The organism is Streptomyces sp. NRRL F-2580, assembly GCF_000720115.1.
In the GTDB taxonomy this organism is placed as follows: Bacteria; Actinomycetota; Actinomycetes; order Streptomycetales; family Streptomycetaceae; genus Streptomyces.
The window spans coordinates 132,920-157,768 of the sequence record NZ_JOIR01000019.1 but is presented as its reverse complement, the minus strand read 5'-3'; the positions used below and the strand labels follow the sequence as shown (position 1 = coordinate 157,768).

Below are 24,849 nucleotides of genomic sequence, written 5' to 3'. Positions count from 1 at the left end.
CGCCGTCACACCGGCCGGGTACGGGCCAGCAGCATCGCCACGTCGTCCTGCTGGGCGCACGGCAGCAGGGAGCGCAGGATCCCGTCGCACAGCTCCTCCAGCGGCTGCTCCGGCCGGCGCAGGGCCTGCGCCAGCTGGTCCATGCCCTGGTCGAGGTCCCGGTCCCGGGCCTCGATGAGGCCGTCGGTGTAGAGCACGAGCAGGCTCCCCGCCGGCAGCCGCACCTCCTCGGTGCGGAACTCCTGCCCGCCGGTGCCCAGCGGGGTGCCGGGCGGCCCGTCGAGGAAGGAGACGGTCCCGTCGGTGGCGACCACGGCGGGCGGCGGATGCCCGGCGCGGGCGATGACGCAGCCGCCGGACTCCGGGTCGTACACGGCGTACACGCAGGTCGCCATCTCGTCCTCGCCCAGGTCGGCCACCACGGCGTCGAGCGAGCCGAGCATGCGCTCCGGGGACACCTCGTGGCGCGCGAGGGTCCGTACCGCCGTGCGCAGCTGTCCCATGACGGCCGCCGCGTGGACCCCGTGGCCCATGACGTCGCCGATGACCAGTCCGGTCCGGCCGCCGGCCAGGGGGATGACGTCGAACCAGTCGCCGCCGACGTCGTGGTCGCTGGCCGGCAGGTAGCGCCCGGTGAGCACCAGGCCGGGGACCTCGGGCAGCGCGCTGTTGGTGAGGCTGCGCTGGAGGGTCAGGGCCGCCTCCCGCTGGCGGGTGTACATCCGGGCGTTGTCGATGTTGAGGGCCGCGCGGGCGACCAGCTCGTCGACGAGTACGCAGTCCTGCTCGTCGAAGGGCTCCCGGTCGCGCGTGCGCGTCACGGTGACCGTGCCGAGTACGGTGCCGCGCGCGACCAGCGGGACCAGCCGCGCCGAGCCCAGGGTGGCGAGGTAGGCGCGCAGGGCGTCGGCGCGCGGGGAGGTGATCAGTGCCGGGATGTCGGACACGTAGAGGTTCATGGGCCGGCCCTCCGTGACGACCCGCTCGTAATGCGTGCCCACGGGGATCTGGAAGGTCTGGCCGGCGGTGAGCTTGGCGGTGGGGGCCGTCGGGTCGGGGAAGCGGGCCGCCAGGCGGCGCAGGACCCCGCGGGTGGAGGCGGCGGGCGCGGCGCCCTCGTCGGGGCCCAGGACCGCCTCCAGGAGCTGTACGTCGGCTGAGTCCGCGAGCTGCGGCACCAGCACGTCGACGATCTCCTCGGCCGTCCGGTGGAGGTCCAGGGTCGTTCCGATGCGGGTGCCCGCCTCCGCCAGCAGCTCGAACCGGCGCTGGGCCCGTCCGGCGTCGGCCTGCGCCCGCTCGGCCTCGGTGATGTCGATGAGGGAGGCGATCACCCCGAGGGCCCGGCCGGAGCCGTCGAGCAGCGGGGCGTACGAGCAGGACCAGGTCCGGTCGTGCTCGGGGTCGGCGGGGGTCCGCCCGGTGCGGCGGACGTCGACGACCGCGGTGCCCCGGTCGAGGACCTGCCGCATCGTCGCCTCCAGGGCGACGGCGTTGACCCCGGGCACCACCTCGGTGAGCCGTCGGCCGACGTGCTCGGCGGCGCAGACGCCGTTCATCCGGGCCAGCGCGTCGTTGACCCGGAGGAAGCGCAGGTCGGGGCCGAGGGTGGCGAGGCCGATGGGCGACTGCGTGAAGAGGCTCTGGAGGGCGGCGAGCGAGTCCCGCATGTGGAGGACCTCGGAGGTCTCCACGGCGATGAGCAGGGCGCCCGTACGGCCCCGCGGGTCGACGGCGGGCACGATCCACATCTCCATGGGGACGCGGTGGCCGTCGCGGTGGCGCACGGGCAGGGTGCCGACGACGGTCTCGCCGGCCTGGACGCGCCGGGTCAGCTGGTCGGCGAGCTCCCGGTTGGCGTCGGGGACGAGGACGGCGGTGCCGAGGCGGCCGATGATGTCCTCGGGACGGTGCCCGAGCAGGTCCTGGGCGGCCAGCGACCATTCGACGACGCGACCGTCGGCGTCCTCGCGCCACAGGGCGATCGGCAGCAGCTCGCGGAGCACGCCCGCGTACCCGACAGCCGCCACCGGCTGTTCCGGCACCTCGCTCGTCGACTGGTAAGTGTCCAATGCACCGACCTCACCCCGGGGGGCTGATTCCTACCGGTTCACCCTATCCGAGGCATCGGCGCGGGGCCTCCAGACTTCGGCTGAACCCCGGGCGGCTTCCGGGGCCGGCGCATCCGCGCACATTTCGGCGGCAATGCCGCTTCACGCCAACTCTCCATTTTTCCAGGAGGGTTGCGATTGCTCTGACCTATGTTCTCTGGGGCACATCCCGTCGCTCCAGGAGGTCAGATTGCAGTCCAGGCGCTTATTCGCCTTTCCACGCCTGTTACGCCGTTCCCACCTGCTCATAGCCTTCGGCCTCGGCTCGCTTCTGATCGGCCTGACCCCGTGGCTCGGGGTCTCCAGCACGGCGGCCGGCCGGGCCCCGGCTCCCCGGCCCACGCCCGTGCCCCAGGACCAGCAGTCGGCGAAGCAGTCACCGCACCACGGCATCGCGCCGGCGAACGCCATGGAACCCACGGCTCCCGTCCTCGACCGGACCGGATGGACGGCCACCGCGAGCGACGAGGAGACCGCCGGCGAGAACGGCCGCGCGGCCAACGTGCTCGACGGCAACACGAGCACCCTCTGGCACAGCAAGTGGAGCGGCACGCCCACCCCGCCGCCGCACGTCCTCACCATCGACATGCGGCAGACCTCGGTCGTCTCCGCACTCGTCTACCGACCCCGCACGAACGGGCCCAACGGGCGCGTCGGCGAGTACAGCATCAGCCTCAGCACGGACGGACAGAGCTGGGGAACCCCGGTCGCCACGGGCACCCTCGCCGACGACGCCTCCGCCAAGACCCTGGGCTTCGCCCCGCAGGGCGCCCGGTACGTGCGCCTGACGGCCCTCACCGAGGCCGGCGGCCGCGGGCCCTGGAGCTCCGCCGCCGAGATCGACATGCTGGGCGACCCCGGCACCCCCGCGGCCACCGTCGACCTGTCCCGGACCGGATGGACCGCCACCGCGAGCGACGAGGAGACCGGCAGCGAGAACGGCCGCGCGGCCAACGTGCTCGACGGCAACACGAGCACCCTCTGGCACAGCAAGTGGAGCGGCACGCCCACTCCCCTGCCGCACACCCTCACCATCGACATGCACCGCACGTCGGTCGTCTCCGCGCTCGTCTACCACCCGCGCGCGGACGGGCCCAACGGGCGGGCGGGCGGGTACAGCGTCCAGACCAGCACCGACGGCTTCACCTTCGCCGCGCCGGTGGCCTCGGGCACCTGGCGGGACGACGACACCGTCAAGACCGCCACCTTCACCCGGGCCGAGCACGCCCGCTACGTACGTCTGACCGTGACCAGCGAGGCCGGCGGCCGCGGCCCGTGGACCTCCGCCGGTGAGATCCGTCTGAGCGGGCCGGCCAGCCCGGCCGTCCACGGCTCCTGGGGCCGGATCACCGGCTTCCCGCTGGTGCCCGTGGCCACCGCCGTCCTGCCCGGCGACAAGCTGCTGGCCTGGTCGGCGTACGCGGCCGACCGCTTCGGCGGCAGCAACGGCTACACCCAGACCGCGATCCTGGACCTGAAGACCGGCAAGGTCACCCAGCGCCGCATCGACAACACCGGCCACGACATGTTCTGTCCCGGCATCGCCATGCTGGCCGACGGCCGGGTGCTGGTCACCGGCGGCAGCAACGCCGAGAAGGCGAGCGTCTACGACCCGGCCACCGACGCCTGGTCCGCCACCACCAGCATGAACATCGCCCGCGGCTACCAGGCCATGACACTGCTCTCCACCGGCGAGGCCTTCGTCCTGGGCGGTTCCTGGAGCGGGACGGCGGGCGACAAGGCCGGCGAGGTCTGGTCGCCGGACACCCGTACCTGGCGGAGGCTCCCGGGCGTCTCCGCCGTCCCGGCGCTGACGTCCGACCCGGCCGGACCCTACCGGGCCGACAACCACATGTGGCTGTACGCCACTTCGGGCGGCAAGGTGCTCCAGCTCGGTCCGAGCAAGCAGATGAACTGGATCTCGACCACGGGCCAGGGCGCCATCACCCCCGCCGGCCCCCGGGCGGACAGCCAGGACGCCATGACCGGCAACGCCGTCTCCTACGACATCGGCAAACTGCTCACCCTGGGCGGCTCCCCCGCCTACCAGGACAGCCCGGCCACCCGGCGCGCCTACACGGTGAACGTCACGGGCGACCAGGCCCGGGCGGCCCGTACCGGGGACATGGAACACGCCCGCGCCTTCAGCAACAGCGTCGTCCTGCCCGACGGCAAGGTGGCCGTCTTCGGCGGGCAGGCCCATCCGGTGCCGTTCAGCGACGCGACCTCGGTGCTGACGCCCGAGCTGTGGGACCCGGCGAGCGGAGCCTTCACCCCGCTCGCTTCGATGGCCGTGCCGCGCAATTACCACAGCGTGGCCAACCTGCTGCCGGACGGGCGGATCTTCTCCGGGGGCGGGGGCCTGTGCGGTGACTGCGCCACCAACCACGCAGACGGGGCGGTGTTCACGCCGCCGTACCTGCTGAACGCGGACGGATCGCCGAAGCCGCGTCCGGTCATCTCCGGTGGCGTGCCCGCCAGGACGGCACCCGGCACCTCGCTCACGGTGAGCACCGAGGGCCCGGTGGCCTCCTTCGTCCTGATGCGGGCGGCGGCCGCGACCCACTCCACCGACAACGACCAGCGGCGGATCCCGCTGGTGGCCACGGCCAACGGAGCCGGCTCCTTCACGGTGTCCGTTCCCGCCGACACCGGTGTCGTCCTGCCGGGCACCTACATGCTCTTCGCCCTCGACGCCCAGGGGGTCCCGAGCATCGCCAGGTTCCTCACCGTCTCCTGACCCGCGCGGCCCCGGGGTGACCCCGGGTGACCCCGAGCGGTGTCCGGCCGTCGTCGCGGCCGGGCACCGCTTCCTTTTCGCTACGCCGTCCGCACGGCCCGGGCCGTGTCGGCCGCGCCGAGGACTCCCGCGATGCCCCGGGCGAGGCCGGGGATGCGGTGCGCCGGGATGCCCGCGATGTTGATCCGCCCCGAGGTCGTGCCGTAGACGGCGTACTGCCTGCGCAGCTGGAGCATCTGCGGCGCGGTGAGCGGCAGCATCGAGAACATGCCCTTCTGCCGGGCGAGGGAGCGGGCCTGCTCGGCGCAGCCCAGGGCGCTGAGGTGGACGGTCAGATCGGCCCGGTTGGCCATGATCCGGCTGCGCATGACGTCCAGTTCCGCGCGCCAGGCGGCCCGCAGTCCCTGGTCCTCCAGGATCGTGGTGACGACGGCCGCGCCGTGCTCGGGCGGCATCGAGTACAGCGTGCGGGCGGCGTTCTGCAGGGCCGTCTCGGCGTGCCGCACGGCCCGGGCCGAGGACCCGAGCACGATGGCGCAGCCCACGCGGTCGCTGTAGAGGCCGAAGTTCTTCGAGCAGCTGACGGCGATCAGCATCTCCGGGACGCGCGCCGCCAGCATCCGCGTGGCCAGCAGGTCGGCCTCCAGGCCGTCGCCGAGGCCGTGGTAGGCCAGGTCCACGAACGGCACCCAGCCGCCGCGGACGGCGGAATCGGCCAGCGCCTCCCAGTCGTCGAGCAACGGGTCCACGCCCGTCGGGTTGTGGCAGCACCCCTGGAGGAGCACCACGTCGTCCCGCCGGGCTTCGCGCAGCTCCCGCAGGACGCCGGCCGTGTCGAAGCCGCCCTCGGCGTCGCGCCAGCCGTACGTGCGGACCTGCAGCCCGGCGGCCTCCAGGATGGGCCGGTGGTTGACGTACGCCGGATCGCTGATCCACACCGTGGTGCCCGGGCGGGTGCGGCATATCAGGTCGGCCAGCAGCCGCAGCGCGCCGGAGCCGGCGACGGTCTGGACGGCCGCGGCCCGGTCGGCCGGACCCTGCGGGCCCAGCACGAGGTCCAGCAGGGAGCGGTTGAAGGCGGCGTTCCCGGAGAGCCCGCGGTACTCCTTGGACTCGGAGCGCTCCGCCAGGCGCATCTCGGCCTCGCGCACGGCGGCCATGACGGGGGTGGTGCCCGTCTGGTCCCGGTAGACCCCGAGGACGAGGTTCAGCCGTTCGGGCCGCTCGTCGCTGCCGAACTCGTAGGTCAGGTCCCACAGCGGGTCGGTGGGCGGCGGGGGGAGGAGCTCAAGCATCTGCGGGAACCTCGGGTCTGGGGCGGCGGTTGGCGAGGACGACGCCGGCGGTGATCAGGGGGACGCCGACGAGTACGGCGAGGGTGGGTGTCTCACCGAGCAGGGGGACGGCGAGCAGGACGACGGCGACGGGGCTGAGGCTGCCGACGACGGAGCTGCGCTCGGCGCCGAGCCGGCGGATGGCGAAGGCGTACAGCAGGCCGGCGCACAGCCCGACGCCGAGCCCCTGCACCACGAGGAAGAGCGCGATGTCGCCGCCCGCCGCGTGCGCGATGCCCGTCGGGAGCACCCCGGTCAGGACCAGGACTCCGATCACGGCGAAGGAGGGCAGGCACAGCAGTCCGATCGATCCGACGGGATCGAGGTCCACCTCGCGCAGGCCCACCGTGTAGAGGGCCCACAGTCCGCTGGCGACCAGGAGGATGCCGGAGCCGGCGAGCACGTCGGTGTCCACCGGGACGACGTAGCGCCAGACGAGGGCGGCCACACCGGCCGCGATCAGCGCGAGTCCGGCGGCCTGCGTCCCGCGGGGGACCCCGTGCCCCCGGCGGATCATGATCGCGGAGACGAAGAGCGGGACCATCCCGGGGACGATCGAGCCGACGAAGGCGGCGGAGGTCAGGGCGCCGCCGTGCATCGCGGCGAGGAAGAAGGGCACCCCCGCACCACAGATGATCTTGGCTGCGGCGCCGGGCCGTACCGCGGCGATGCGGCGACGGCGCCGCCACAGGGCGGGGAGCAGCACGACGAGGGGAACGCCGAAGCGCAGCAGGGCCGCGTCGGCGGGCAGCAGGGAGGAGGCGCTCAGGGCACGGGCGCTGAGCGCGAAGGCCGCCCAGATCGCCACGGTCACCAGCAGGGCCAGCAGCCCCTCGGCCTGCGGGGAGAGCCCGCGCCGGCCGGGGTGTCCGGCACGCCGGCCCGCCGCATCGTGAGGCTGGGCCGCCCGGGTGGTGTGCGTCGCGACCAAGGAAATTGCTCCAGCCTCTGGGACTCGGACCGGTCCGGTCCGTTCCCGGGCAACGCTAGGGCTTCGGGCGGGGCAGCCGATTGCCAGTTCTGTCTCTCGGACATACGTTTGGGGCAGAATCTGCCAAGGAGTGGCCGTGGACGCAGTCGATCTGCAGATCATCCGGGAATTGCAGGCCGACGGACGCCTGTCCAACCAGGACCTCGCCGACCGCGTGCGGCTCTCCCCGTCGCCCTGCCTGCGCCGGGTCCGGCGGCTGGAGGAGGCGGGCCTGATCCGCGGCTACACGGCCATGGTCGACCAGGTGGCCTTCGGGCTCCCGGTCACCGTCTTCGTGCGGATCCGCCTGGAACGCCACACGGCGGAGGCCGTACGGCTCTTCGAGGAGCACGTGGCCGTCATCGAGCACATCCAGGACTGTTACCTGATGGCGGGCAGCAGCGACTACCTGCTCCGCGTCGTCATCGAGGACCTGGAGGCCTACGAGGCCCTGGTGCGCCACCGCATCCACGCCATCCCCGGGATCGCCTCGATCGAGTCGAGCTTCGCGTACGGCAGCGTCAAACAGTCCCGGACCTATCCGCGGCCCGCCCCGGGCGCGTCGCGGCGCGCGTGACCGATCCCGGCGCCACGACCTATTCGGAGCCTTCGACCGCCGCCTCGAAGACGGCGAAGGCGGCCGCGTCGAAGAGGACGAACCGCACCTCCCGCACCTCGGTCCGGGCCGCCCGCACCGTCTCCACCGCGATCCGCGCCCCGTCGTCCACGGGCCAGCCGTAGATACCGGTGGAGATGGCCGGGAAGGCGACCGTACGGGCTCCCAGCTCGTCGGCGATCCGCAGCGCTTCGCGGTAGCAGGAGGCCAGCAGCTCCGACCGGTCCTCCTCGCGCGACCAGACCGGGCCCACCGTGTGGATGACGTGCCCGGCGGCGAGCCGGCCGGCCGTGGTGGCCACGGCCCGGCCCGTCGGCAGTCCCTTGCCGTAGTGGGAGCGCCGCAGGTCCTCGCAGGCCGCGAGGATCTCCGGCCCGCCGCGGCGGTGGATGGCGCCGTCCACTCCGCCGCCCCCGAGGAGCGAGGAGTTGGCCGCGTTGACGATCGCGTCGGCCTTCTCGGCGGTGATGTCGCCGAGCACCAGGGTGATGCGGACCATGGGGACGTCCTTTCGCGAGTGGCACGGTGCCCGGACGAACGGTGCTGAGCCGCCGTCAGGCGTCGTCGCGCAGATGGCGCCAGACGGCCTTGGCGGCGTTGTGGCCGGACATGCCGTGCACCCCGGGGCCCGGCGGGGTCGCCGAGGAGCAGAGGAAGACCGCCGGGTAGGCCGTCGTGTACGGGGAGAGGGAGATCTTCGGGCGCAGCAGCAGCTGTAGGCCCGAGGCGGCTCCGCAGGCGATGTCCCCGCCGACGTAGTTGGGGTTGCGGGCGGCGAGCTGGGGCGGGCCGGCCGTGGCGCGCGCCAGGACGAGGTCGCGGAAGCCGGGGGCGAAGCGCTCCAGCTGCCTCTCGACGGCCTCGGTGAGATCGCCGTCCCAGCCCGCGGGGACGTGCCCGTACGCCCAGAAGACGTGCTTGCCCTCGGGTGCCCGGCCGGGGTCGAGCAGGCTGGGCTGGGCGGTGATGAGGAAGGGGTTGCGGGGGGCCCGGCCGCCCGAGGCCAGCTGCAGGGCGGCGTCGATGTCGCGGGCGCGCGGACCGATCTGGACGGTGCCGGCGCGGCGCGGTTCCTCGGCGGTCCACGGGACCGGGCCGTCCAGCGCGTAGTCGATCTTGAAAACGGAGGCGCCGTACCGGTAGCCGTCGTAGGCGCGCCCCAGCCGGGCGATCCGGGCCAGCGCGGTCGGCGAGGTGTCGAAGACGTACGCCCGGGCCGGCGGGAGGTCGTCGAGCCGCTTGACCTCGAAACCGGTGTGGATCGTCCCGCCGAGGTCGCGCAGGTACGCGGCGAGCGCGTCGGAGACGGACTGCGAGCCTCCGCGCGCCATCGGCCAGCCGTTCGCGTGCGCGGCCAGCGCGAAGACCAGGCCGACGGCTCCGGTGCCGATCCCGCCGAGCGGAGCGATGACGTGGGCCACGAGCCCCGCGAACAGGGCCCTGGCCCGCTCGTCGCGGAAGCGGCGCAGGAGCCAGGTGGCCGGCGGCAGCCCGGCGAGCCCGAAACGGGCGAGGGTGAGGGGGTCGCGCGGCAGCGCGGTGTTCGGCAGGGACATGAAGTCCCGGGCCAGGGTGTCCCACTTGCCGAGGAACGGGCCGACCAGCCGACGGTAGGCGCCCGCGTCCCGCGGCCCGAACGACGCCGCCGTCTCGGCCACCGAGCGGGAGAGGACGGCGGCCGTGCCGTCATCGAAGGGGTGCGCCATCGGCAGCGGGGCGTGCAGCCACTCCAGCCCGTACCGCTTCAGCGGCATCGTGGCGAAGACCGGGGAGCCGGCCCCGAGCGGATGCACCGCCGAGCACGGGTCGTGCCGGAAGCCGGGGAGGGTGAGCTCCTCCGTCCGGGCGCCGCCGCCCACCGTCTCGGCGGCTTCGAAGACGGCCACCGAGAAGCCGCGCCGGGCCAGTTCGACGGCGGCGGTCAGCCCGTTGGGCCCCGCCCCCACCACGACCACATCGAGAATCGACGGCACTTGCGACTCCTTCGTCTCCGGCGGCCCTGCGCCTCTAGGATATTGCGCCCCGCGCCGGGGGCCGGACACCCCTGGGACAGACCGGGGTCTGTCCGGGTCTGTCCGGGGTCTGTCCGGGGTCTGTCCGGGGTCGCTAGGCGCCCCGGAGCAGCTCCCGGATGCGTACGGCGGTGGCCTCGTCGCGTCCGACGGCGAACGGCAGCGCGTTGTCGCGGTCCACCCGGAAGGGGACCCCGTCGACCGTGCTCTGCGCCCCGCCGGCCTCGGCGACCAGCAGCAGTCCGGCCGCGTGGTCCCAGGCCGAGGGCCAGGTGAAGGCCAGGCCGTCCATCTCGCCGCGGGCCACCTTCAGGTACTCCAGGCCCGCCGAACCGCACGGCCTGGCCGCCACGCCGGGCACGTCCAGCCGGGCGAGCGTCCGCTTGTTCTCGTCGGAGGTGTACAGCGGGTGCGCGATGGCGACCCGCAGCGTGGCGCCGGCCTCCGGCGAACCGCTCCGGATCCGCTCGCCGTTGACGTACGCGCCCTGCCCGCGCACGGCGGTCGCCAGCTCCTCCAGCGCCGGGGCGTAGGTCCAGGAGGCGAGGATCTCCCCGCGCACGGCCAGCGCCACCAGGGTGCAGAAGGCCGGGTCGCCGTTGACGAACTGGCGGGTGCCGTCCACGGGGTCGACGATCCACACCGGGGCGTCCGCGCGCAGCGCCTCGTACACGGTGGGATCGGCGTGCACCGCCTCCTCGCCGACCACGGCGGAACCGGGCAGCAGCCGCGTCAGGGAGGCCGTGAGGTGCTCCTCGGCCCGGCGGTCGGCGACGGTCACCAGGTCGTGGGGGCCGCTCTTCTCGTCGACCTCGTGCTCGGCGAGCTGCCTGAATCTCGGCATGATCTCGATCGCCGCCGCCTTGCGGACGGCCTCTTCCACATCGGACAGGCCATGGGCCAGGAACTCATCGATCATGCCCCCAGCAAAGCACGGTCGGCCGACAAACCCCACCGCCGTTCCCGGACGTCCGCCCGGCCACCGGGTGGCCGCCGGGTGAACCGCCCCCGGGCCGGCCGCTGCGGGATTCAGCCCGCGAGCGGGAACATGCAGGCCCGCCGGCCCTCGGGCGAGGCCAGCCACTCCAGCCTCTCGGCCGTGCCCGTGCCCGGCAGCGGGGTGTGGAGCACGATCGCCAGGTCGGGGCGGGCCGGCACGCGCAGCTGCGTCGACTCCACGTAGAGCGCGCCGGCGACCGGATGGTCCATCTGCTTCTCCGTCTGGCCGCCGGGCCGGACGTCACCCCGGTCCCACAGCTCGGCGAACTCCGGGCTGAGCTCCCGCGCCTCCTCGATCACGGCCCGGAAGCCCTCGTCGTGGGGGTTCTCGGAGCAGGCCGCCCGGTACTGGGCCACCACCAGGCAGGCGATCCGCTCCCAGTGCGCCGCGCGGGACCGGTAGATGGGGTCGGTGAAGAAGGCGATCAGGCAGTTCTGCACGATCTCCGGGCGCATCCCGAACACCAGCGCGGCCGCGTCGTTGTACGCCACGGTGTTCCAGTACACGTCCATGATGTGCGCGGGGAACGGCATCCAGGCCTCGATCAGCCGCTTCAGGCCGTCGCACATGCCCCGGTCGTCGGGGGCTACCTCCAGGGCCGGCGGGTTGAGCCCGGCGAGCACGTACAGGTGCCGGCGCTCGGCGCTGGTCAGCTTCAGCACCCGGCCCACCGAGTCCAGGACCTGCGAGGACACCGTGATGTCGCGGCCCTGTTCCAGCCACTGGTACCAGGAGACCCCGACCCCGGCGAGCACGGCCACCTCTTCGCGCCGCAGGCCCGGGGTGCGCCGGCGGCCCCCGCCGTCCGGGAGGCCGGCCTCGGCCGGGGTGATCCGCGCGCGCCTGCTCATCAGGAACTCGCGCAGTTCCGTCCGGCGGTGCGCATCGGTCGCTGTGGCCACGAAGTCCCCCTGTTCGGCTGCCTGGTGGTGCCGCCAACAGGATAAGTTCACACTCTCCACCGGCATTCCCGGGCCACGAAGGTGGTGGCCATGGCGATCGACACACATCTCACGACCACGACCACCGGGCCGCGCCCGGCGACCCCCGACGACACCCGGCTCTCCGGACGGGCCCGGCTGGTCCTCTTCGTCCTCTGCGCCGCCCAGTTCATGGTGGCGCTCGACTTCTCCGTCCTGAACGTGGCCCTGCCGGTGCTCGGCGAGGACCTGGGCCTCGGCCGGTCCGCCCTCCAGTGGGCGGTCACCGCGTTCGCACTGCCCTCCGGCGGCTTCCTCCTCCTGTTCGGCCGGATCGCCGACCTGTACGGCCGCAGGAAGCTGTTTCTCACCGGCCTCGCGCTCTTCGGCGCGGCGTCCGTCCTCGCGACCCTCGCCTGGGACCCGGCGTCCTTCCTGACCGGGCGCGCCCTGCAGGGGCTGGGCGCGGCGGTCATCGTGCCCACCGGCATGTCCCTGCTGACCACGACGTTCCCCGAGGGCCCGCTGCGCGACAAGGCGCTGGGCATCTCCGGCACCCTGCTGTCCCTCGGCTTCACCGTCGGCATGGTGCTCGGCGGTGTCATGACCGACACCCTGGGCTGGCGCTCCACGATGGGCCTGCTCGCGGTCGCCTCGGTGGTCGTCCTGGCCCTCGCCCCGGGTCTGCTGCCGGAATCGCGCACCGCCGAGCGGCCGCGCCTGGACGTGCCCGGCGCCGTCACCGTCACCGGCGGACTGCTCGCGCTGATCTACGCCCTGACGACGGCGGCCCAGCGCGGTTTCGGGGACCCGGACGTCTGGGGCACGCTGGTGGCCGGACTCGTCCTGCTCGCCGCGTTCGTGGCGGTGGAGTCGAAGTCCCCGGCCCCGCTGGTCTCGCTGCCGATGCTGAAGCGGCGCACGATCGCGTGGGGCAACATCGGCGGTCTGGTGACGTTCTCGATGATGTCGACGGTCGTCTTCGTGCTGACCCTCTACCTCCAGGAGACCCTGGAGCTGTCGTCCTTCCGCACGGGGCTGGTCTTCGGCGTCCAGGGCCTCGCGTCCGTCCTCGCCGGTTCGTACGCCTCGAAGGTGATCGGTCGCTTCGGTGCCCGCCGCACCCTGGTCGGCTCGCTGCTCGGCCAGGGCCTGCTGGGGGTCGCGCTGCTCGGCGTGGGCACGGGGTCGGGCGCCCTGCTGGCGACCGCGGCCGTCTCGCTGGCCAGCATGTGCCACCTGGGCGCGATCGTCTCGTACGGAGTGGTGGTGACGAGCGGCGTGCCCGACGAGGAGCAGGGCCTGGCGACCGGCCTGGTCACCACCACCCAGCAGGTCGGCATCACCATCGGCATCCCGCTGCTCGGTGTGCTGGCCACCACGCGGGCCTCGCTCTTCGACGGGGTGCGCACGGTCCTCGCGGTCGACGCGGCGATCGTGATCGCGGCGGCCCTCCTGGTGGCCCTCGGCCTCGGCCGCCGCAAGGCCTGAGCGCCGGGCGCCCCGGGCGGTCCCCGGTCCGGCCCCGGTGAGGGGCCGGGCCGGGGACCGCCCGGGGACGGATCGGGTGCGCGACGGGGTGTCAGTCCCGCAGCACCGGGATGACGTACTGGCCGTACGCGTCGATCGTGGCCTCGCGCGCGTCGTGCATGTCGTACACGGCGAACTGGTCGACGCCGAGGTCGCGCAGGACCCGGAGCTTCTCGATGTGGGCCTCGGCCGGGCCCAGGAGGCAGAAGCGGTCGACGATCTCGTCGGGGACGAAGTCCGCGGACGGGTTCCCGGCGCGGCCGTGGTGGCTGTAGTCGTAGCCCTGGCGGGCCTTGATGTACTCGGTGAGCTCGTCGGGCACCATCGAGGAGTGCTCGCCGTAGCGGCCGACGAGGTCGGCGACGTGGTTGCCGACCATGCCGCCGAACCAGCGGCACTGGTCGCGCGCGTGCGCGAGGTCGTCGCCCACGTACGCGGGGGCCGCCACGCAGATGGTGATCCCGGCCGGATCGCGGCCGGCCTCGGCGGCGGCGTCGCGGACCGACTTCACCATCCACTCCGTCAGGTACGGGTCGGCGAGCTGAAGGATGAACCCGTCCGCCTTCTGCCCGGCGAGGGCCAGGGCCTTCGGCCCGTACGCCGCCATCCACACCGGCAGCTTGCCCTCGCGGACCCACGGCAGCCGCACCGGGTTGCCGTCGACCAGCGCCTCGCGGCCCTCGGCGAGGTCCCGAATGACGTCGATGGCCTCGCCGAGCCGGGCCAGGGTGTTGGGTTTGCGTCCGGCGACCCGCATCGCCGAGTCGCCGCGGCCGATCCCGCAGACGGTGCGGTTGCCGAACATGTCGTTGAGGGTGGCGAAGGTGGAGGCGGTGACCTCCCAGGTGCGGGTGCCCGGGTTGGTGACCATGGGGCCCACGTGCAGCTTGCGGGTGTGTTCCAGGATCTGGCTGTAGATGACGAACGGCTCCTGCCACAGCACCGCGGAGTCGAAGGTCCAGCCGTAGCGGAAGCCGTTGCGCTCGGCGCGGCGCATGAGGCTGATGACCTGTGAGGCGGGCGGGTCGGTTTGCAGGACGAGGCCGAAGTCCATGGGGCGGCTCCTTGACGCTTACAGGTACTGGCAGGTGGAGCGGGGGATGAAGGCCCCGTGGCCGGCCCGGCCGGTGAATTCGCGCTGTTCGATGACGAGTTCGCCGCGCGACAGCACGGTGTCGACGCGCCCGGTGATCCGCTTGCCCTCGTACGCCGAGTAGTCCACGTTCATGTGGTGCGTCTCGGCGGAGATGACCTGCTCGGCGTGCGGATCGTAGAGGACGATGTCGGCGTCGGAGCCCGGCGCGATGGTGCCCTTCTGGGGGTAGAGGCCGAACATCCGGGCCGGGGTCGCGCAGGCGATCTCGATCCAGCGGCGGCGGCTGATGTGCCCGTCCAGGACGGCCTGGTGGAGGAGGTCCATGCGGTTCTCCACGCCGGGCAGTCCGTTGGGGATCTTGGAGAAGTCCCCGCGGCCGAGCTCCTTCTGGCCGCGGAAGCAGAAGGGGCAGTGGTCGGTGGAGACCACCTGGAGGTCGTTGGTCCGCAGCCCCCGCCACAGCGCCGCCTGGTGCTCCCTCGGCCGCAGCGGCGTGGAGCAGACGTACTTGGCACCCTGGAAGTCCGGCTCGGCGAGGTTGTCGGTGGACAGGAACAGGTACTGCGGGCAGGTTTCCCCGAAGACGGGCAGCCCCTTGTCGCGGGCGGCGGCCAGCTCGGCCACCGCCTCCTCCGCCGAGACGTGGACCACGTACAGCGGCGCGCCGGCGACCCTGGCGAGCTGGATCGCACGGTGGGTGGCTTCGGCTTCGAGGAGCACCTTGCGGACCTCGCCGTGGTGGCGGGGGTCGGTCTCCCCGCGCGCCAGGGCCTGTTCGACGAGGACGTCGATCGCGATGCCGTTCTCGGCGTGCATCATGATCAGCCCGCCGTTGGAGGCACCCCGCTGCATGGCGCGCAGGATCTGCCCGTCGTCGCTGTAGAAGACGCCGGGGTAGGCCATGAACAGCTTGAAGGAGGTGACGCCCTCCCCGACGAGGAGGTCCATCTCCTTCAGGGTGCCCTCGTTGACGTCCGAGAGGATCATGTGGAAGGCGTAGTCGACGGCGCAGTTGCCGTCGGCCTTGGCGTACCAGGTGTCGAGTCCCTCGCGCAGGGAGTGGCCCACGCTCTGCACGGCGAAGTCGACGATGGTGGTGGTGCCGCCCCAGGCGGCGGCCCGGGTTCCGGTCTCGAAGGTGTCCGAGGCCGAGGTACCGCCGAAGGGGAGTTCCATGTGGGTGTGGGCGTCGACCCCGCCCGGGATCACGTACTTCCCGCTCGCGTCGATCGTACGGTCGGCCGTCCAGGCCTCGGCGGCCGCCGAGCCGTGTGCGGCGAGGGCCGCCACGCGGCCGTCCTCGATCAGGACGTCCGCGTGCAGTTCGTCGGCCGCGGTGATGACGAGGCCGCCGCGGATCAGGGTGCGGATGCTCATGGGAGTCCCCCTACTCGATGCTGCGCAAGGCCTGTTCGAGGATCTCGGCGCCCTCTTCCGCCTCGGCGACGGTGAGGGACAGGGGCGGCGCGATGCGCAGCACGCTGGTGTTGTACCCGCCGCCCTTGCCGAGCAGCAGGCCGCGTTCGCGGGCCGCCTCCAGGACGGCGGAGGCGGCGTCCGGGTCGGCCTCGTCGGTGCCGGGCTTCGTCAGCTCCAGCCCGGCCATCAGGCCCCGGCCGCGGACCTCCCGTACGGCGGGTGCGTGCGCGGCGACGGCGCGGAGCCGGTCCAGGAGCAGGCCGCCGACGCGGCGGGCGTTGCCCTGGAGGTCGTGCTCCAGCAGGTACGCGAGGTTGGCGACGCCGGCCGCCATGGTGACCGGGGAACCGCCGAAGGTGGAGATGGAATTGGAGTCGATGCAGTTCATCACCTCGGCTCGGGCGACCACGCCGCCGATGGACATGCCGTTGCCGATGCCCTTGGCGAAGGTGAGGATGTCGGGCGGGCCGTTCTGGGCGTGCGCCTGCCATCCCCAGAAGTGCTCGCCGGTACGGCCCCAGCCGGTCTGCACCTCGTCGCTGATCCACAGGATGCCGTGGCGGTTCAGGACCTCGCGGAAGGACCCGTACAGGCCGTCGGGCGGGGAGGTGAAACCGCCGACGCCCTGGATCGGCTCGGCGATGAGGGCGGCCACTCCGCCGCGGGCCTGGCCGAGCACGTCCTCCAGGTCGGCGACGGCCGCGGCGGTGAAGTCCGCGTCGGAGAGGTGGGCGAAGGGGCCGCGGCTGCGGACCGCGCCGTGCACGTAGTACGTCTGCAGCGGCGAGAGGCTGGTCGGGGACCAGCCGCGGTTGCCGGTGATGGAGACCGTGGAGAAGGACCGGCCGTGGTAGCTGTTGCGCATCGCCAGGATCTGATTGGAGCGGCGGTACGTCGTCGCGAGCAGCAGGGCGGTGTCGTTGGCCTCGGTGCCGGAGGTGGTGAAGAAGACCCGGGCGTCGGGGATGCCCGACAGGGCGGCGACCCGCTCGGCCAGCTCGATCATCGGCCGGTTCAGGTACAGGGTGGAGGAGTGGATGAGCCGCCCGGCCTGTTCGGAGACGGCCTTGGTGACCTCGGGCAGGGCGTGGGCGGTCATCGTGGTGAGGATGCCGCCGAAGAAGTCGAGGTAGCGGTTGCCGTCGGCGTCCCAGACGTGGCGGCCCTCGCCGTGGGTGAGCTCGATGGGGTGCTTGTAGTAGAGCGCGAGCCAGTCGGGCAGGACGGTGCGGTGGCGGCTGTGGAGCGGGGTGGGGTCGGTCACGGCTGTACGAGCCCTCCGTAGGCGTCGGGGCGGCGGTCCCGGTAGAAGGCCCACTGGTCGCGGACCTCCTTGATCAGGTCGAAGTCCAGGTCGCGGACGAGGAGTTCCTCCTCCTTGTCGCTGGCGACCTCGCCGACGAACCGGCCGCGCGGGTCGACGAAGTAGCTGGTGCCGTAGAAGTCGTTGTCGCCGTACTCCTCCTGGCCGACGCGGTTGATCGCGGCGACGAAGTACTCGTTGGCGACGGCGGAGGCGGGCTGCTCCAGCTGCCACAGGTGGGAGGACAGGCCCCGGTGGGTCGCCGACGGGTTGTAGACGAGCTGGGCTCCGGCCAGGCCCAGGGCGCGCCAGCCCTCGGGGAAGTGGCGGTCGTAGCAGATGTAGACGCCGACCTTCCCTACGGCGGTGTCGAAGACGGGCCAGCCGAGGTTGCCCGGGCGGAAGTAGTACTTCTCCCAGAAGCCCTTGACCTGGGGGATGTGGTGCTTGCGGTACTTGCCCAGGTAGCTGCCGTCGGCGTCGATGACGGCGGCGGTGTTGTAGTAGAAGCCCTCGCTCTCCAGCTCGAAGACCGGGACGACGATGACCATGCCGGTCTCGCGGGCGAGGTCCTGCATGCGGCGGACGGTGGGGCCGTCGGGAACGGCCTCGGCCCAGCGGTAGTGCTCGGGCTCCTGGACCTGGCAGAAGTAGGGGGCGTTGAACACCTCCTGGAAGCCGATGATCCTTGCCCCCTGGGCGGCGGCCCGGCGGGCGTGCTCCTCGTGTTTGGCGATCATCGATTCGGTGTCTCCGGTCCAGGTGGCCTGGACCAGCGCGGCGCGGACGACTTGGGCCATGAGCTGCTCCTCGCGACGGGAACGCCGAGTTCTACGCACGTAGATGATGTCCGTAGGGAGTAGAACGTAGGCCCCGTTACAGCGTGGGGCAAGACCGCCGTGCACTGTTGGAGTAGTCGATCAGGTTACGTCGCCTCGCGGTCGATTGCGGTCAACAGACGGGCGGGTTAGTACTGCAACCGCATCTGCGTGACGGATGTGGTGTGGGGCTCGTCGGTGTATCCGTGTGCCGATGAGCTGACGGTTGAGCAGGTCGAGTCGTGGTACTCGTTCGGAGCCACCCGGGGCTCCGAGGCGGCCCCGGCCGCGGGCCCTGGGGACCTCCGGTTCGGCCCTCCCGGGTACCGCACCGGCTCGCTCCGGTCGGGCGGCGAGCAGTGCGCGGCGGGTCGCCTGCCGGCGCCGCCTACGGCCGCAGCTGGGCCGCGAGTGCCTCGGCGACCTTCCTGAGCGACTCGCCGGCCAGGGCCGGGTCCGCCTTGGTGACGGGCCATCCCTGGGAGACCACGAGCGCCAAGTCGCCCTTGCCCGCCACCGCCACCCGTGCGACGGCGGCCGTGCCCCGGCCCGGGGTGACCCTGGTCTGGCCGATCCCGGGCTCGTCCTTGGAGAACGCCATCACCTCGTCGGCGCGGAGGTTGCCGAGGGTGGCGATCTGCGGCAGCGCCAGGTTCACCGCCACCCCACCCTCGGACACGGCCACGAGGTCGATCTCCACCGGGGCTTCCGAAGCCGTGAAGTTGCAGACGACGGACGCGTTCGGCGGGACGGCGGGAAAGGAGGAGAACCCGGACGGCCTGGGCTGCCCGCTGGGCAAGGGCTCGGCCGGCCGGCCCGGGTCGACGGTCCCCTGAACCGCGGGGTGGCCGCCGGACGCCGCCGGGATGACGGTCCGTTCGGCACCGGCCGCTTTCAGCGCCGCCGCCGGGTCGAGGCCGAACGGGCAGGCCGACGTACTCGTCAGCTGCTTCGCCGTCGAGGCGACCCGGTCGTAGGACAGCCTCTCACCGCCAAAGGCGGCCCCGCCGGAACTCCCGGACGAGGAACAGGCGCTCCCGGCAAGGGCGATCCCGGCCGCGCCGGCCAGGGCGAGGATGCGGCGGTACTTGGCTGCTGTGCGATCAGCTGTCATCCGGTCAGCCTAATCCTGCAACCGCATCTGCGTGACGAATGTCGTGGGGGGCTCGTCGGTGTATCCGTGTGCCGATGAGCTGACGGTTGAGCAGGTCGAGTCGTGGTTCGAGGGGATAGCCGGGTTCCCTGCCCGCATCGCGCATCGTTTTGGCAGGTCGGAGCCCCGCGATCGGGCGCTGGACTACCTGGCCGGGCTGCTGGCTCCGTTGGAGCGGAAGAACGGCTGGACGCTGGCCGAGCAGGTCGGGCGCCCGAGGAGACGCCCCGGCGCGCGCCCGCCCCCGGCACAACCGGCTCCCACCCGACCCCGCCCGCGCGGCGCAGCCAACCGGCACAACCTGCCCCCCGTACCCCGCCCGGCTTCGGCGCGACCGCCCCCCGACTCCGGCCCGAGCGGCGCAGCCGACCGGCCGCTCCCCCGCCGACCCGCCGGAGGCAACCGTCAGCCCGCTCCGAAGCCGGCCACCCGCAGGGCGTGGACGAGGTCGCGGTGGCGGGAGCCGGGGAGGGCGCGGGCCGCCTGGAGCAGGCGCGGGGCGAACCACTGCGGGTCGCGGCGGGCCAACCCGGCCGCCTCCTCGGCGGTGCGGACCCGGACGAAGGCGCCGAGCAGGGCGTCGGCCTCGCGGATGCGGCCGGCTTCACCGAGGGCGAGCGCGGCGTCCGCGACCTCGGCGGCGGGACGGGCCACGCCCTGGCGCAGCAGGGCGTCGCAGTCGGCCTCCCGGCCGGCGTCGCCGAGGGCCGCGGCGGCCGCCGCGAGCCGCGCGGGCGGGAGCGAGCCCGCCTCCCACAGCAGGGTGGCCCAGTCGGCCACGAGCCCGGCGCGGGCCAGCTCGGCGGCCAGCCCGGGCAGCGTCTCGGCGGGCCCGGCGGCGGCCTCGCAGAGCAGCGCGTGCGCCTCCCCGCTGCGGCCCTGAGCGCGCAGCGCGAGCAGTTCGCCGGCGACGGCCCGCGCGGTCCCGGCCGCGGCCGTGGAGGTGGACGAGGACGCGGCCGCGGCCGGGGAGTCGGGCGCGGCCTCGCCGCCCGCTGCCGGAGCCGCCTGGCGGGGCGGCGCCACGGGCTCCGGCCGGGGCCGGCCGAACCGGGCGCCACGGGGCAACGGCCCCTGCGGCGGCCCGAAGCGTGCTCCGCGCGGGGCTGGCCGGCCGTGCTCCTCCCCCAGGCCGCCGGGCTCCGGCGCATCCTCGTCGGCCGGCTGCCCCGGCGGCGGGGTGAAGGCCGGCACCTCAGGGGCCGCCGATCCGGCGTACCGGGCACCCCCGGCACGCCGCCCTCCGCGCAGCCACCGCCCCTCGGCCCGCCCCACGGCCCCGTGCCCGCCCGTCGCGTCGGCCCCGCCGGGCGCCGGGCGCGCCTGCCCGCCCGTCGCTTCGGCCCCGCCGGGCTCCGGGCGCACCTGCCCGCCCGGCGGATCGGACCGCTCGGCCGACGCCTCCGGCCGCTCGGCCGCCTGGCGGGGCCGCCGGGGCAGCGCTTCGGTCCAGCCGTCCGGTGCCTCGGACCAGGCGGCCGTGTGGTGGGGCTGCTCGGCGGGCACGGGCCGTTGGCGGGGGACGGCGGACAGGGGGGAGGCGGGTTCCGGGCGGCCGGGCCGCAGGGCGGCCAGGCGCGCGGTCAGGTCCTCGTGGCGGGCCGCGGCGCGGGCCACGTCGTCTTGGGTCCAGGAGAGTTCGCGGGTCAGGGCGTCCGTCTCCGCCGGGTCGGCGCTGACGGCGAGCCGCGCCGTCAGGTTCCGCAGGGCCGTCTCCGAGTCGGCCCGCTGGGCGGCGGACGCCGCGAGCAGGGTCCGCAGCTCCTCCTCGCCGCCCGGCAGCCGGTCCCACACGGTGACGGCCGCCGTCCGCAGCTGCGCCGCGTATACGGTCTCCCGCGCCGCGGACTCCGCGCCCCGCGCCCCCGCCAGGTCCCTCAGCAGCGACTCCACCACGTCCCACGGCGGCATCGCGGCCCCCTCCAGACAGGCCCGCATGCCCTCCGGATCCCGGCGCAGGAACTCCCCGTACCAGCCTGCCCCGGGATCCAGCCTCTGGGTCAACCCCCGCAAGTATCCCGAGAGTTGACTGATCGCCAGCGAAGTCGCGGTCTCCATGAGCGCATTGGATCCCACCCGTGTTACGGGCGGGCTACGGGAGTCTCAAAGCTTGACGGCGATCGCGGTGTGCGGCCGCTTCCCGCGCCGCGCCAGGGTGGCGGGCACGTCCACCAACCAGTACTGCCACGTGTACTTGCGCGACATCAGCTTCCGCACCCGCCGCAGCCCCGCCTCGTCGAGCAGCCGGGCCTCGCCCTCGCGCACCGGCGCCCCCTCCCGGACGCGCCCGCGCACGTCGCACGCGGTGACGGTGACCCGCCCGTTGTTGCGGATCCGCTTGACCTTCCACGTTTCGGTCCGCGTCCACACGTACAGCTCACCGCCGTCGGCCACCGCCCAGACCGGCGTCGCCACGGGCGTGCCGTCCGTGCGGAAGGTCGTGAGACTGATGTAGCGCGCTCTGCCGAGCTCCTCGAGATCCATAACGCGACCCTAGTCCCGGCGGCCGTCCGGCCGGGGGCGGGGGCGTCCTTCCGTTCGCCGCGGCAGGACCCCGGGCCGTCTTCGAGGGGGCGCGGCCCTCCTCGTCGGCGGGTGCCGGGCCGTCGGGGGCGGCGCACGCGGCGAGCAGCAGGCCGCCCGCGAGGAGGGCGCCGAGGATTCCGAGACCGAGTCGCTGGGATGCGTTCGTGGCTGACACGCCTTCACGCTTGCCCCGCGCCCCGGCGCTCCCACCGCCGATTGGGCCGTTCGGCCCGCGGGGCCGCCCGGACGGAACCGGTCCGGCGTCAGACGGGAACGACGGCGCAGCGCGTCAGCAGGTCGTCCAGCGAGAGCCCGAGCGCCCCGGCGAGAGCGGCGACCGTGAAGAAGGCGGGGGTGGGCGCCCGGCCGGTCTCGATCTTGCGGAGGGTCTCGGCGGAGAGCCCCGCGCCGGCCGCGACCTCGACCATGCTGCGGCCGCCGCGCGCCTCGCGCAACAGGGCGCCGAGCCGCTCGCCGCGCTCGCGCTCTTCGGGGGTGAGGGGGGTACGGACCATGCGGTCATCCTACCCCCGGACACCAATAACTATCCCGTCATTGTTATACCGGTATAGTTATTGGAATGGTGGAACTGAAGACGGACCGAGAGATCGACGAGATGCGCGCCGCGGGCCGGGTGGTCGGCCGCGCCCTGGCCGCCGTACGGGAGGCGGCGCGCGTCGGCATGACCCTGCTGGACCTGGACCGGGTGGCCCGCGGGGTGCTGGAGGAGGAGGGCGCGACCTCGCCCTTCCTGGGCTACCGGCCGCGGTTCGCGCCGGTGCCCTTCCCCGGCGTGGTGTGCGCCTCGGTCAACGACGCGATCGTGCACGGCATCCCCGACGGGTACCGGCTGCGCGACGGCGACCTGGTCAGCATCGACTGCGGGGCGAAGCTCCGCGGCTGGGTGGGGGACGCGGCGGTGAGCTTCACCGTCGGCCGGGCCCGCCCGGCCGACCTGCGGCTGATCGAGACCTCCGAGGCGGCCCTCGCGGCCGGGATCACCGCAGCCGTGCCCGGCAACCGGATCGGGGACATCGCCCACGCCGTCGGCACGGTCTGCCGCGCCGCCGGGTACGGCGTCCCGGACGGCTTCGGCGGCCACGGCATCGGCCGCGCCATGCACGAGGACCCGGGCGTGCCCAACGAGGGCCCGCCGGGACGCGGCATGAAGCTGCGCCCCGGCATGGTCCTCGCCATCGAGCCGATGCTGATCGCGGGCGGTACGGACGACTACCGGTGCGACGGGGACGGCTGGACCCTGCGCACCGTCGACGGCAGCCGCGCCGCGCACTCGGAGCACACGGTCGCGATCACCGCCGGGGGCCCGAGGATCCTCACCGCCCTCTGAGAGCTACGGCTTGCCGTGCGGGTGGACCACCATGGCCGAGCCGCCGCCCCGGCGGGTGGTCTCGGCCGCCGCCAGCCAGCGGCCGTCGGGCAGGCGCTGGACACCGGTGGCAGCGCCGATCTCCGGGTTCTGCCGGAAGCCCTGGCCGAGCGCCTCCAGCGAGGCGCGGAGCGGGCTGTTCCACAGACCCGGCTCCAGCTCGGTGGTGGCCTGGTTGCGCTGGCTGGCGCGCGGCGCGGCGATCGCGTCGACCAGCGGCAGGCCCCGGTCCAGGTGGCCGATGAGGGTCTGCAGGACGGTGGTGATGATCGTGGCGCCGCCCGGCGAGCCCACGGCGAGCAGCGGCCGGCCGTCCTCCAGCACGATCGTCGGGGACATGGAGGAGCGCGGCCGCTTGCCCGGGCCGGGCAGGTTCGGGTCCGGGACCCCGGGCGCGGCCGGGGCGAAGGAGAAGTCGGTGAGCTCGTTGTTCAGCAGGAATCCGCGGCCCGGCACGGTGATCGCGCTGCCGCCGGTGGACTCGATGGTCAGGGTGTAGGACACCACGTTGCCCCAGCGGTCGGCGACCGTCAGGTGGGTGGTGTTCTCCCCCTCGTACGTGGTCGGGGCGGCCTGCCCGGTGGTGGCGCACGGCACCGGGCTGCGCGGGTCGCCGGGGGCGAGCGGGCTGGTCAGCGTACGGTCCGGCTCGATCAGGCAGGCGCGCGAGTCGGCGAAGCGCTGCGAGAGGAGCTCGCGCGTCGGTACGTTCACGGCGGCCGGGTCTCCGACCCAGCGGCCCCGGTCGGCGAAGGAGATCCGCGAGGCCTCGATGAACCGGTGCAGGTACTGCGTCTCGGAGAGCTTCGAGAGGTCGGTGCGCTCCAGGATGTTGAGGGCCTCGCCGACGGTGGTGCCGCCGGAGGAGGAGGGGGCCATTCCGTAGACGTCCAGGCCGCGGTATCCCACCCGGGTCGGGTCCTGCCGCTTGGTGGCGTACGCGCGCAGGTCGCGGGTGGTCAGGTCGCCGGAGCGGACGATCCGCTTCGCCGCCGGGTCCACCGGGGGCTTGCGGACGGCTCGGACGATCTCGTCGGCGATGGGGCCGCGGTAAAGCGCGCCCGTGCCCTTGCGGGCCAGTTCGGCGTAGGTGGCGGCCAGGTCCGGGTTCTTGAAGGTGGAGCCGACCACCGGCAGGGCGCCGCCGGGCAGGAAGAGCTTCGAGGTGTCCGGGAAGTCCCTGAAGCGGGCTTCGTTGAGCTCGGTCTGGGCCCGGAACGTGCTGTCCACCGTGAAGCCGTCGCGGGCCAGTTTCTCGGCGGGCTTCAGGAGGTGGCGCAGCGGGCGGGTGCCCCACGCGTCGAGGGCGCTCGTCCAGGTGGCGGGAGTGCCGGGGACGCCGACACCGAGGCCGCTGGTCTGGCCCTCGGCGAAGGGGATGGGGACGCCGTTCTCCTGGAAGAGGGTCTCGCCGGCCGAGGCCGGCGCGGTCTCGCGGCCGTCGATGGTGTGCACGCGGCGGGACTTGGCGTCGTAGTAGACGAGGTAGCCGCCTCCGCCGATGCCCGCCGAGTAGGGCTCGGTGACCCCGAGCGCGGCGGCGGTGGCGACGGCGGCGTCCACGGCGTTGCCGCCGGAGCGCAGGACGTCGATCCCCACCGCCGAGGCGTCGGCGTCGACGCTGGCGACGGCCCCGCCGTAGCCCGCGGCGACCGGGACCTTCGCCGGCGGGGCCCCGGGCCCGGCGGCGGACGGCGGTGCCGCGCCGGTCGAGACGAGTGCGGCGACGACGGCCAGCAGCGGTAACGTGCGGGCGACGGGACGGTGCATCCGGACCTCCAGTGGCAGCGTGGCGCCGAGCCTAGCGCCGAGCCCCCCGCCCCGTCAGGGCGCCTTGCGGCGCGCCGTCGGCCCAGGCCCGGGCGGGGCTTCGGGCAGGGCTCCGGGCGGGGCCGGCGGTCTTCCGCACCGGGT

20 protein-coding genes and 1 pseudogene are annotated in these 24,849 nt (G+C 73.7%); 5 read left to right on the top strand and 16 right to left on the bottom strand.

Going from position 1 to position 24,849, the window contains the following annotated elements; all coding sequences use genetic code 11:
• Positions 1-5 precede the first annotated feature (5 nt).
• Entirely contained in the window at positions 6-2,072 is a 2,067-nt protein-coding gene (locus tag IF88_RS0122590; protein WP_030715361.1) for a SpoIIE family protein phosphatase, read from the bottom strand.
• Positions 2,073-2,301: 229 nt separating this feature from the next.
• Between IF88_RS0122590 and IF88_RS0122585 the strand changes: the two genes are divergently transcribed.
• Positions 2,302-4,851, top strand: coding sequence for a discoidin domain-containing protein (locus tag IF88_RS0122585; protein WP_234323651.1), 2,550 nt, complete (start codon positions 2,302-2,304; stop codon positions 4,849-4,851).
• A gap of 80 nt (positions 4,852-4,931) precedes the next feature.
• On the opposite strand, the gene IF88_RS0122580 is transcribed toward IF88_RS0122585, so the two are convergent.
• Complete coding sequence (locus tag IF88_RS0122580) at positions 4,932-6,146, bottom strand: aromatic amino acid transaminase (RefSeq protein ID WP_030715355.1); 1,215 nt, start codon at positions 6,144-6,146, stop codon at positions 4,932-4,934.
• Positions 6,139-7,116: a DMT family transporter gene (locus IF88_RS0122575; protein WP_078893051.1), complete on the bottom strand. Its 978-nt coding sequence runs from the start codon at positions 7,114-7,116 to the stop codon at positions 6,139-6,141. The genes IF88_RS0122580 and IF88_RS0122575 overlap by 8 nt, the downstream gene beginning before the upstream one ends.
• Before the next feature lie 136 nt (positions 7,117-7,252).
• Here IF88_RS0122575 and IF88_RS0122570 point away from each other — a divergent pair, with 136 nt between their 5' ends.
• The gene (locus IF88_RS0122570) at positions 7,253-7,732 is read left to right on the top strand and encodes an Lrp/AsnC family transcriptional regulator (RefSeq protein ID WP_030715441.1); all 480 of its coding nucleotides are present in this window, start codon (positions 7,253-7,255) and stop codon (positions 7,730-7,732) included.
• A 19-nt stretch (positions 7,733-7,751) separates the two neighbouring features.
• Here IF88_RS0122570 and IF88_RS0122565 read toward each other — a convergent pair whose 3' ends face one another.
• The 4 genes from IF88_RS0122565 to IF88_RS0122550 all read right to left on the bottom strand — a co-directional run bounded on the left by IF88_RS0122565 (position 7,752) and on the right by IF88_RS0122550 (position 11,634).
• Positions 7,752-8,270, bottom strand: a complete 519-nt coding sequence (locus IF88_RS0122565; protein ID WP_030715348.1) for an O-acetyl-ADP-ribose deacetylase — start codon at positions 8,268-8,270, stop codon at positions 7,752-7,754.
• A 55-nt stretch (positions 8,271-8,325) separates the two neighbouring features.
• A complete protein-coding gene (locus IF88_RS0122560; RefSeq protein ID WP_030715346.1) occupies positions 8,326-9,744 on the bottom strand; it encodes a phytoene desaturase family protein in 1,419 nt (472 codons plus the stop codon).
• A 133-nt stretch (positions 9,745-9,877) separates the two neighbouring features.
• Positions 9,878-10,702: an inositol monophosphatase family protein gene (locus tag IF88_RS0122555; RefSeq protein ID WP_030715342.1), complete on the bottom strand. Its 825-nt coding sequence runs from the start codon at positions 10,700-10,702 to the stop codon at positions 9,878-9,880.
• A 110-nt stretch (positions 10,703-10,812) separates the two neighbouring features.
• Positions 10,813-11,634, bottom strand: coding sequence for a helix-turn-helix transcriptional regulator (locus IF88_RS0122550; protein WP_051837362.1), 822 nt, complete (start codon positions 11,632-11,634; stop codon positions 10,813-10,815).
• A 141-nt stretch (positions 11,635-11,775) separates the two neighbouring features.
• On the opposite strand from IF88_RS0122550, the gene IF88_RS0122545 reads away from it, so the two are divergent.
• Positions 11,776-13,194, top strand: coding sequence for an MFS transporter (locus IF88_RS0122545; protein WP_030715339.1), 1,419 nt, complete (start codon positions 11,776-11,778; stop codon positions 13,192-13,194).
• A gap of 91 nt (positions 13,195-13,285) precedes the next feature.
• On the opposite strand, the gene IF88_RS0122540 is transcribed toward IF88_RS0122545, so the two are convergent.
• The 5 genes from IF88_RS0122540 to IF88_RS0122520 all read right to left on the bottom strand — a co-directional run bounded on the left by IF88_RS0122540 (position 13,286) and on the right by IF88_RS0122520 (position 18,983).
• On the bottom strand, positions 13,286-14,287 hold the full coding sequence (locus IF88_RS0122540) for a TIGR03842 family LLM class F420-dependent oxidoreductase (protein ID WP_030715336.1): 1,002 nt from the start codon (positions 14,285-14,287) through the stop codon (positions 13,286-13,288).
• An 18-nt stretch (positions 14,288-14,305) separates the two neighbouring features.
• The gene (gene hydA, locus IF88_RS0122535; RefSeq protein WP_030715333.1) at positions 14,306-15,706 is read right to left on the bottom strand and encodes a dihydropyrimidinase; all 1,401 of its coding nucleotides are present in this window, start codon (positions 15,704-15,706) and stop codon (positions 14,306-14,308) included.
• A gap of 10 nt (positions 15,707-15,716) precedes the next feature.
• Positions 15,717-17,012, bottom strand: a complete 1,296-nt coding sequence (locus IF88_RS0122530; protein ID WP_030715330.1) for an aspartate aminotransferase family protein — start codon at positions 17,010-17,012, stop codon at positions 15,717-15,719.
• Positions 17,009-17,851 carry a nitrilase-related carbon-nitrogen hydrolase gene (locus tag IF88_RS0122525; protein ID WP_030715327.1) on the bottom strand — a complete coding sequence of 281 codons (843 nt, stop codon included), beginning with the start codon at positions 17,849-17,851 and terminating at the stop codon, positions 17,009-17,011. The genes IF88_RS0122530 and IF88_RS0122525 overlap by 4 nt, the downstream gene beginning before the upstream one ends.
• Positions 17,852-18,257: 406 nt before the next feature.
• Positions 18,258-18,983, bottom strand: a complete 726-nt coding sequence (locus tag IF88_RS0122520) for a hypothetical protein (protein ID WP_030715324.1) — start codon at positions 18,981-18,983, stop codon at positions 18,258-18,260.
• Between the two features lie 79 nt (positions 18,984-19,062).
• Here IF88_RS0122520 and IF88_RS48055 point away from each other — a divergent pair.
• A pseudogene (locus IF88_RS48055) lies at positions 19,063-19,233 on the top strand (IS701 family transposase); the annotation flags it as partial.
• 194 nt (positions 19,234-19,427) lie between these two features.
• On the opposite strand, the gene IF88_RS0122515 reads toward IF88_RS48055, so the two are convergent.
• The 3 genes from IF88_RS0122515 to IF88_RS0122505 all read right to left on the bottom strand — a co-directional run bounded on the left by IF88_RS0122515 (position 19,428) and on the right by IF88_RS0122505 (position 22,063).
• Positions 19,428-21,026 (bottom strand): hypothetical protein, encoded by a 1,599-nt coding sequence (locus IF88_RS0122515; RefSeq protein WP_051837343.1) that lies wholly within the window; start codon positions 21,024-21,026, stop codon positions 19,428-19,430.
• Between the two features lie 99 nt (positions 21,027-21,125).
• On the bottom strand, positions 21,126-21,506 hold the full coding sequence (locus IF88_RS0122510) for a PPOX class F420-dependent oxidoreductase (protein ID WP_030715319.1): 381 nt from the start codon (positions 21,504-21,506) through the stop codon (positions 21,126-21,128).
• Positions 21,507-21,811: 305 nt separating this feature from the next.
• A complete protein-coding gene (locus tag IF88_RS0122505) occupies positions 21,812-22,063 on the bottom strand; it encodes a helix-turn-helix domain-containing protein (protein ID WP_030715317.1) in 252 nt (83 codons plus the stop codon).
• 65 nt (positions 22,064-22,128) lie between these two features.
• Between IF88_RS0122505 and map the strand changes: the two genes are divergently transcribed.
• On the top strand, positions 22,129-22,896 hold the full coding sequence (gene map, locus IF88_RS0122500; RefSeq protein ID WP_030715314.1) for a type I methionyl aminopeptidase: 768 nt from the start codon (positions 22,129-22,131) through the stop codon (positions 22,894-22,896).
• 3 nt (positions 22,897-22,899) lie between these two features.
• Here map and ggt read toward each other — a convergent pair whose 3' ends face one another.
• Positions 22,900-24,705, bottom strand: coding sequence for a gamma-glutamyltransferase (ggt, locus tag IF88_RS0122495; protein WP_030715311.1), 1,806 nt, complete (start codon positions 24,703-24,705; stop codon positions 22,900-22,902).
• Between the last annotated feature and the right edge of the window lie 144 nt (positions 24,706-24,849).

Coding starts and splice junctions, on each gene's coding strand:
- IF88_RS0122580 (WP_030715355.1), bottom strand. CDS start 6,146: ATGCTTGAGCTCCTCCCCCCGCCGCCCACCGACCCGCTGTGGGACCTG.
- IF88_RS0122565 (WP_030715348.1), bottom strand. CDS start 8,270: ATGGTCCGCATCACCCTGGTGCTCGGCGACATCACCGCCGAGAAGGCC.
- IF88_RS0122555 (WP_030715342.1), bottom strand. CDS start 10,702: ATGATCGATGAGTTCCTGGCCCATGGCCTGTCCGATGTGGAAGAGGCC.
- IF88_RS0122550 (WP_051837362.1), bottom strand. CDS start 11,634: ATGAGCAGGCGCGCGCGGATCACCCCGGCCGAGGCCGGCCTCCCGGAC.
- IF88_RS0122545 (WP_030715339.1), top strand. CDS start 11,776: ATGGCGATCGACACACATCTCACGACCACGACCACCGGGCCGCGCCCG.
- IF88_RS0122540 (WP_030715336.1), bottom strand. CDS start 14,287: ATGGACTTCGGCCTCGTCCTGCAAACCGACCCGCCCGCCTCACAGGTC.
- hydA (WP_030715333.1), bottom strand. CDS start 15,706: ATGAGCATCCGCACCCTGATCCGCGGCGGCCTCGTCATCACCGCGGCC.
- IF88_RS0122525 (WP_030715327.1), bottom strand. CDS start 17,851: ATGGCCCAAGTCGTCCGCGCCGCGCTGGTCCAGGCCACCTGGACCGGA.
- IF88_RS0122520 (WP_030715324.1), bottom strand. CDS start 18,983: ATGACAGCTGATCGCACAGCAGCCAAGTACCGCCGCATCCTCGCCCTG.
- IF88_RS0122510 (WP_030715319.1), bottom strand. CDS start 21,506: ATGGATCTCGAGGAGCTCGGCAGAGCGCGCTACATCAGTCTCACGACC.
- IF88_RS0122505 (WP_030715317.1), bottom strand. CDS start 22,063: ATGGTCCGTACCCCCCTCACCCCCGAAGAGCGCGAGCGCGGCGAGCGG.
- map (WP_030715314.1), top strand. CDS start 22,129: ATGGTGGAACTGAAGACGGACCGAGAGATCGACGAGATGCGCGCCGCG.
- ggt (WP_030715311.1), bottom strand. CDS start 24,705: ATGCACCGTCCCGTCGCCCGCACGTTACCGCTGCTGGCCGTCGTCGCC.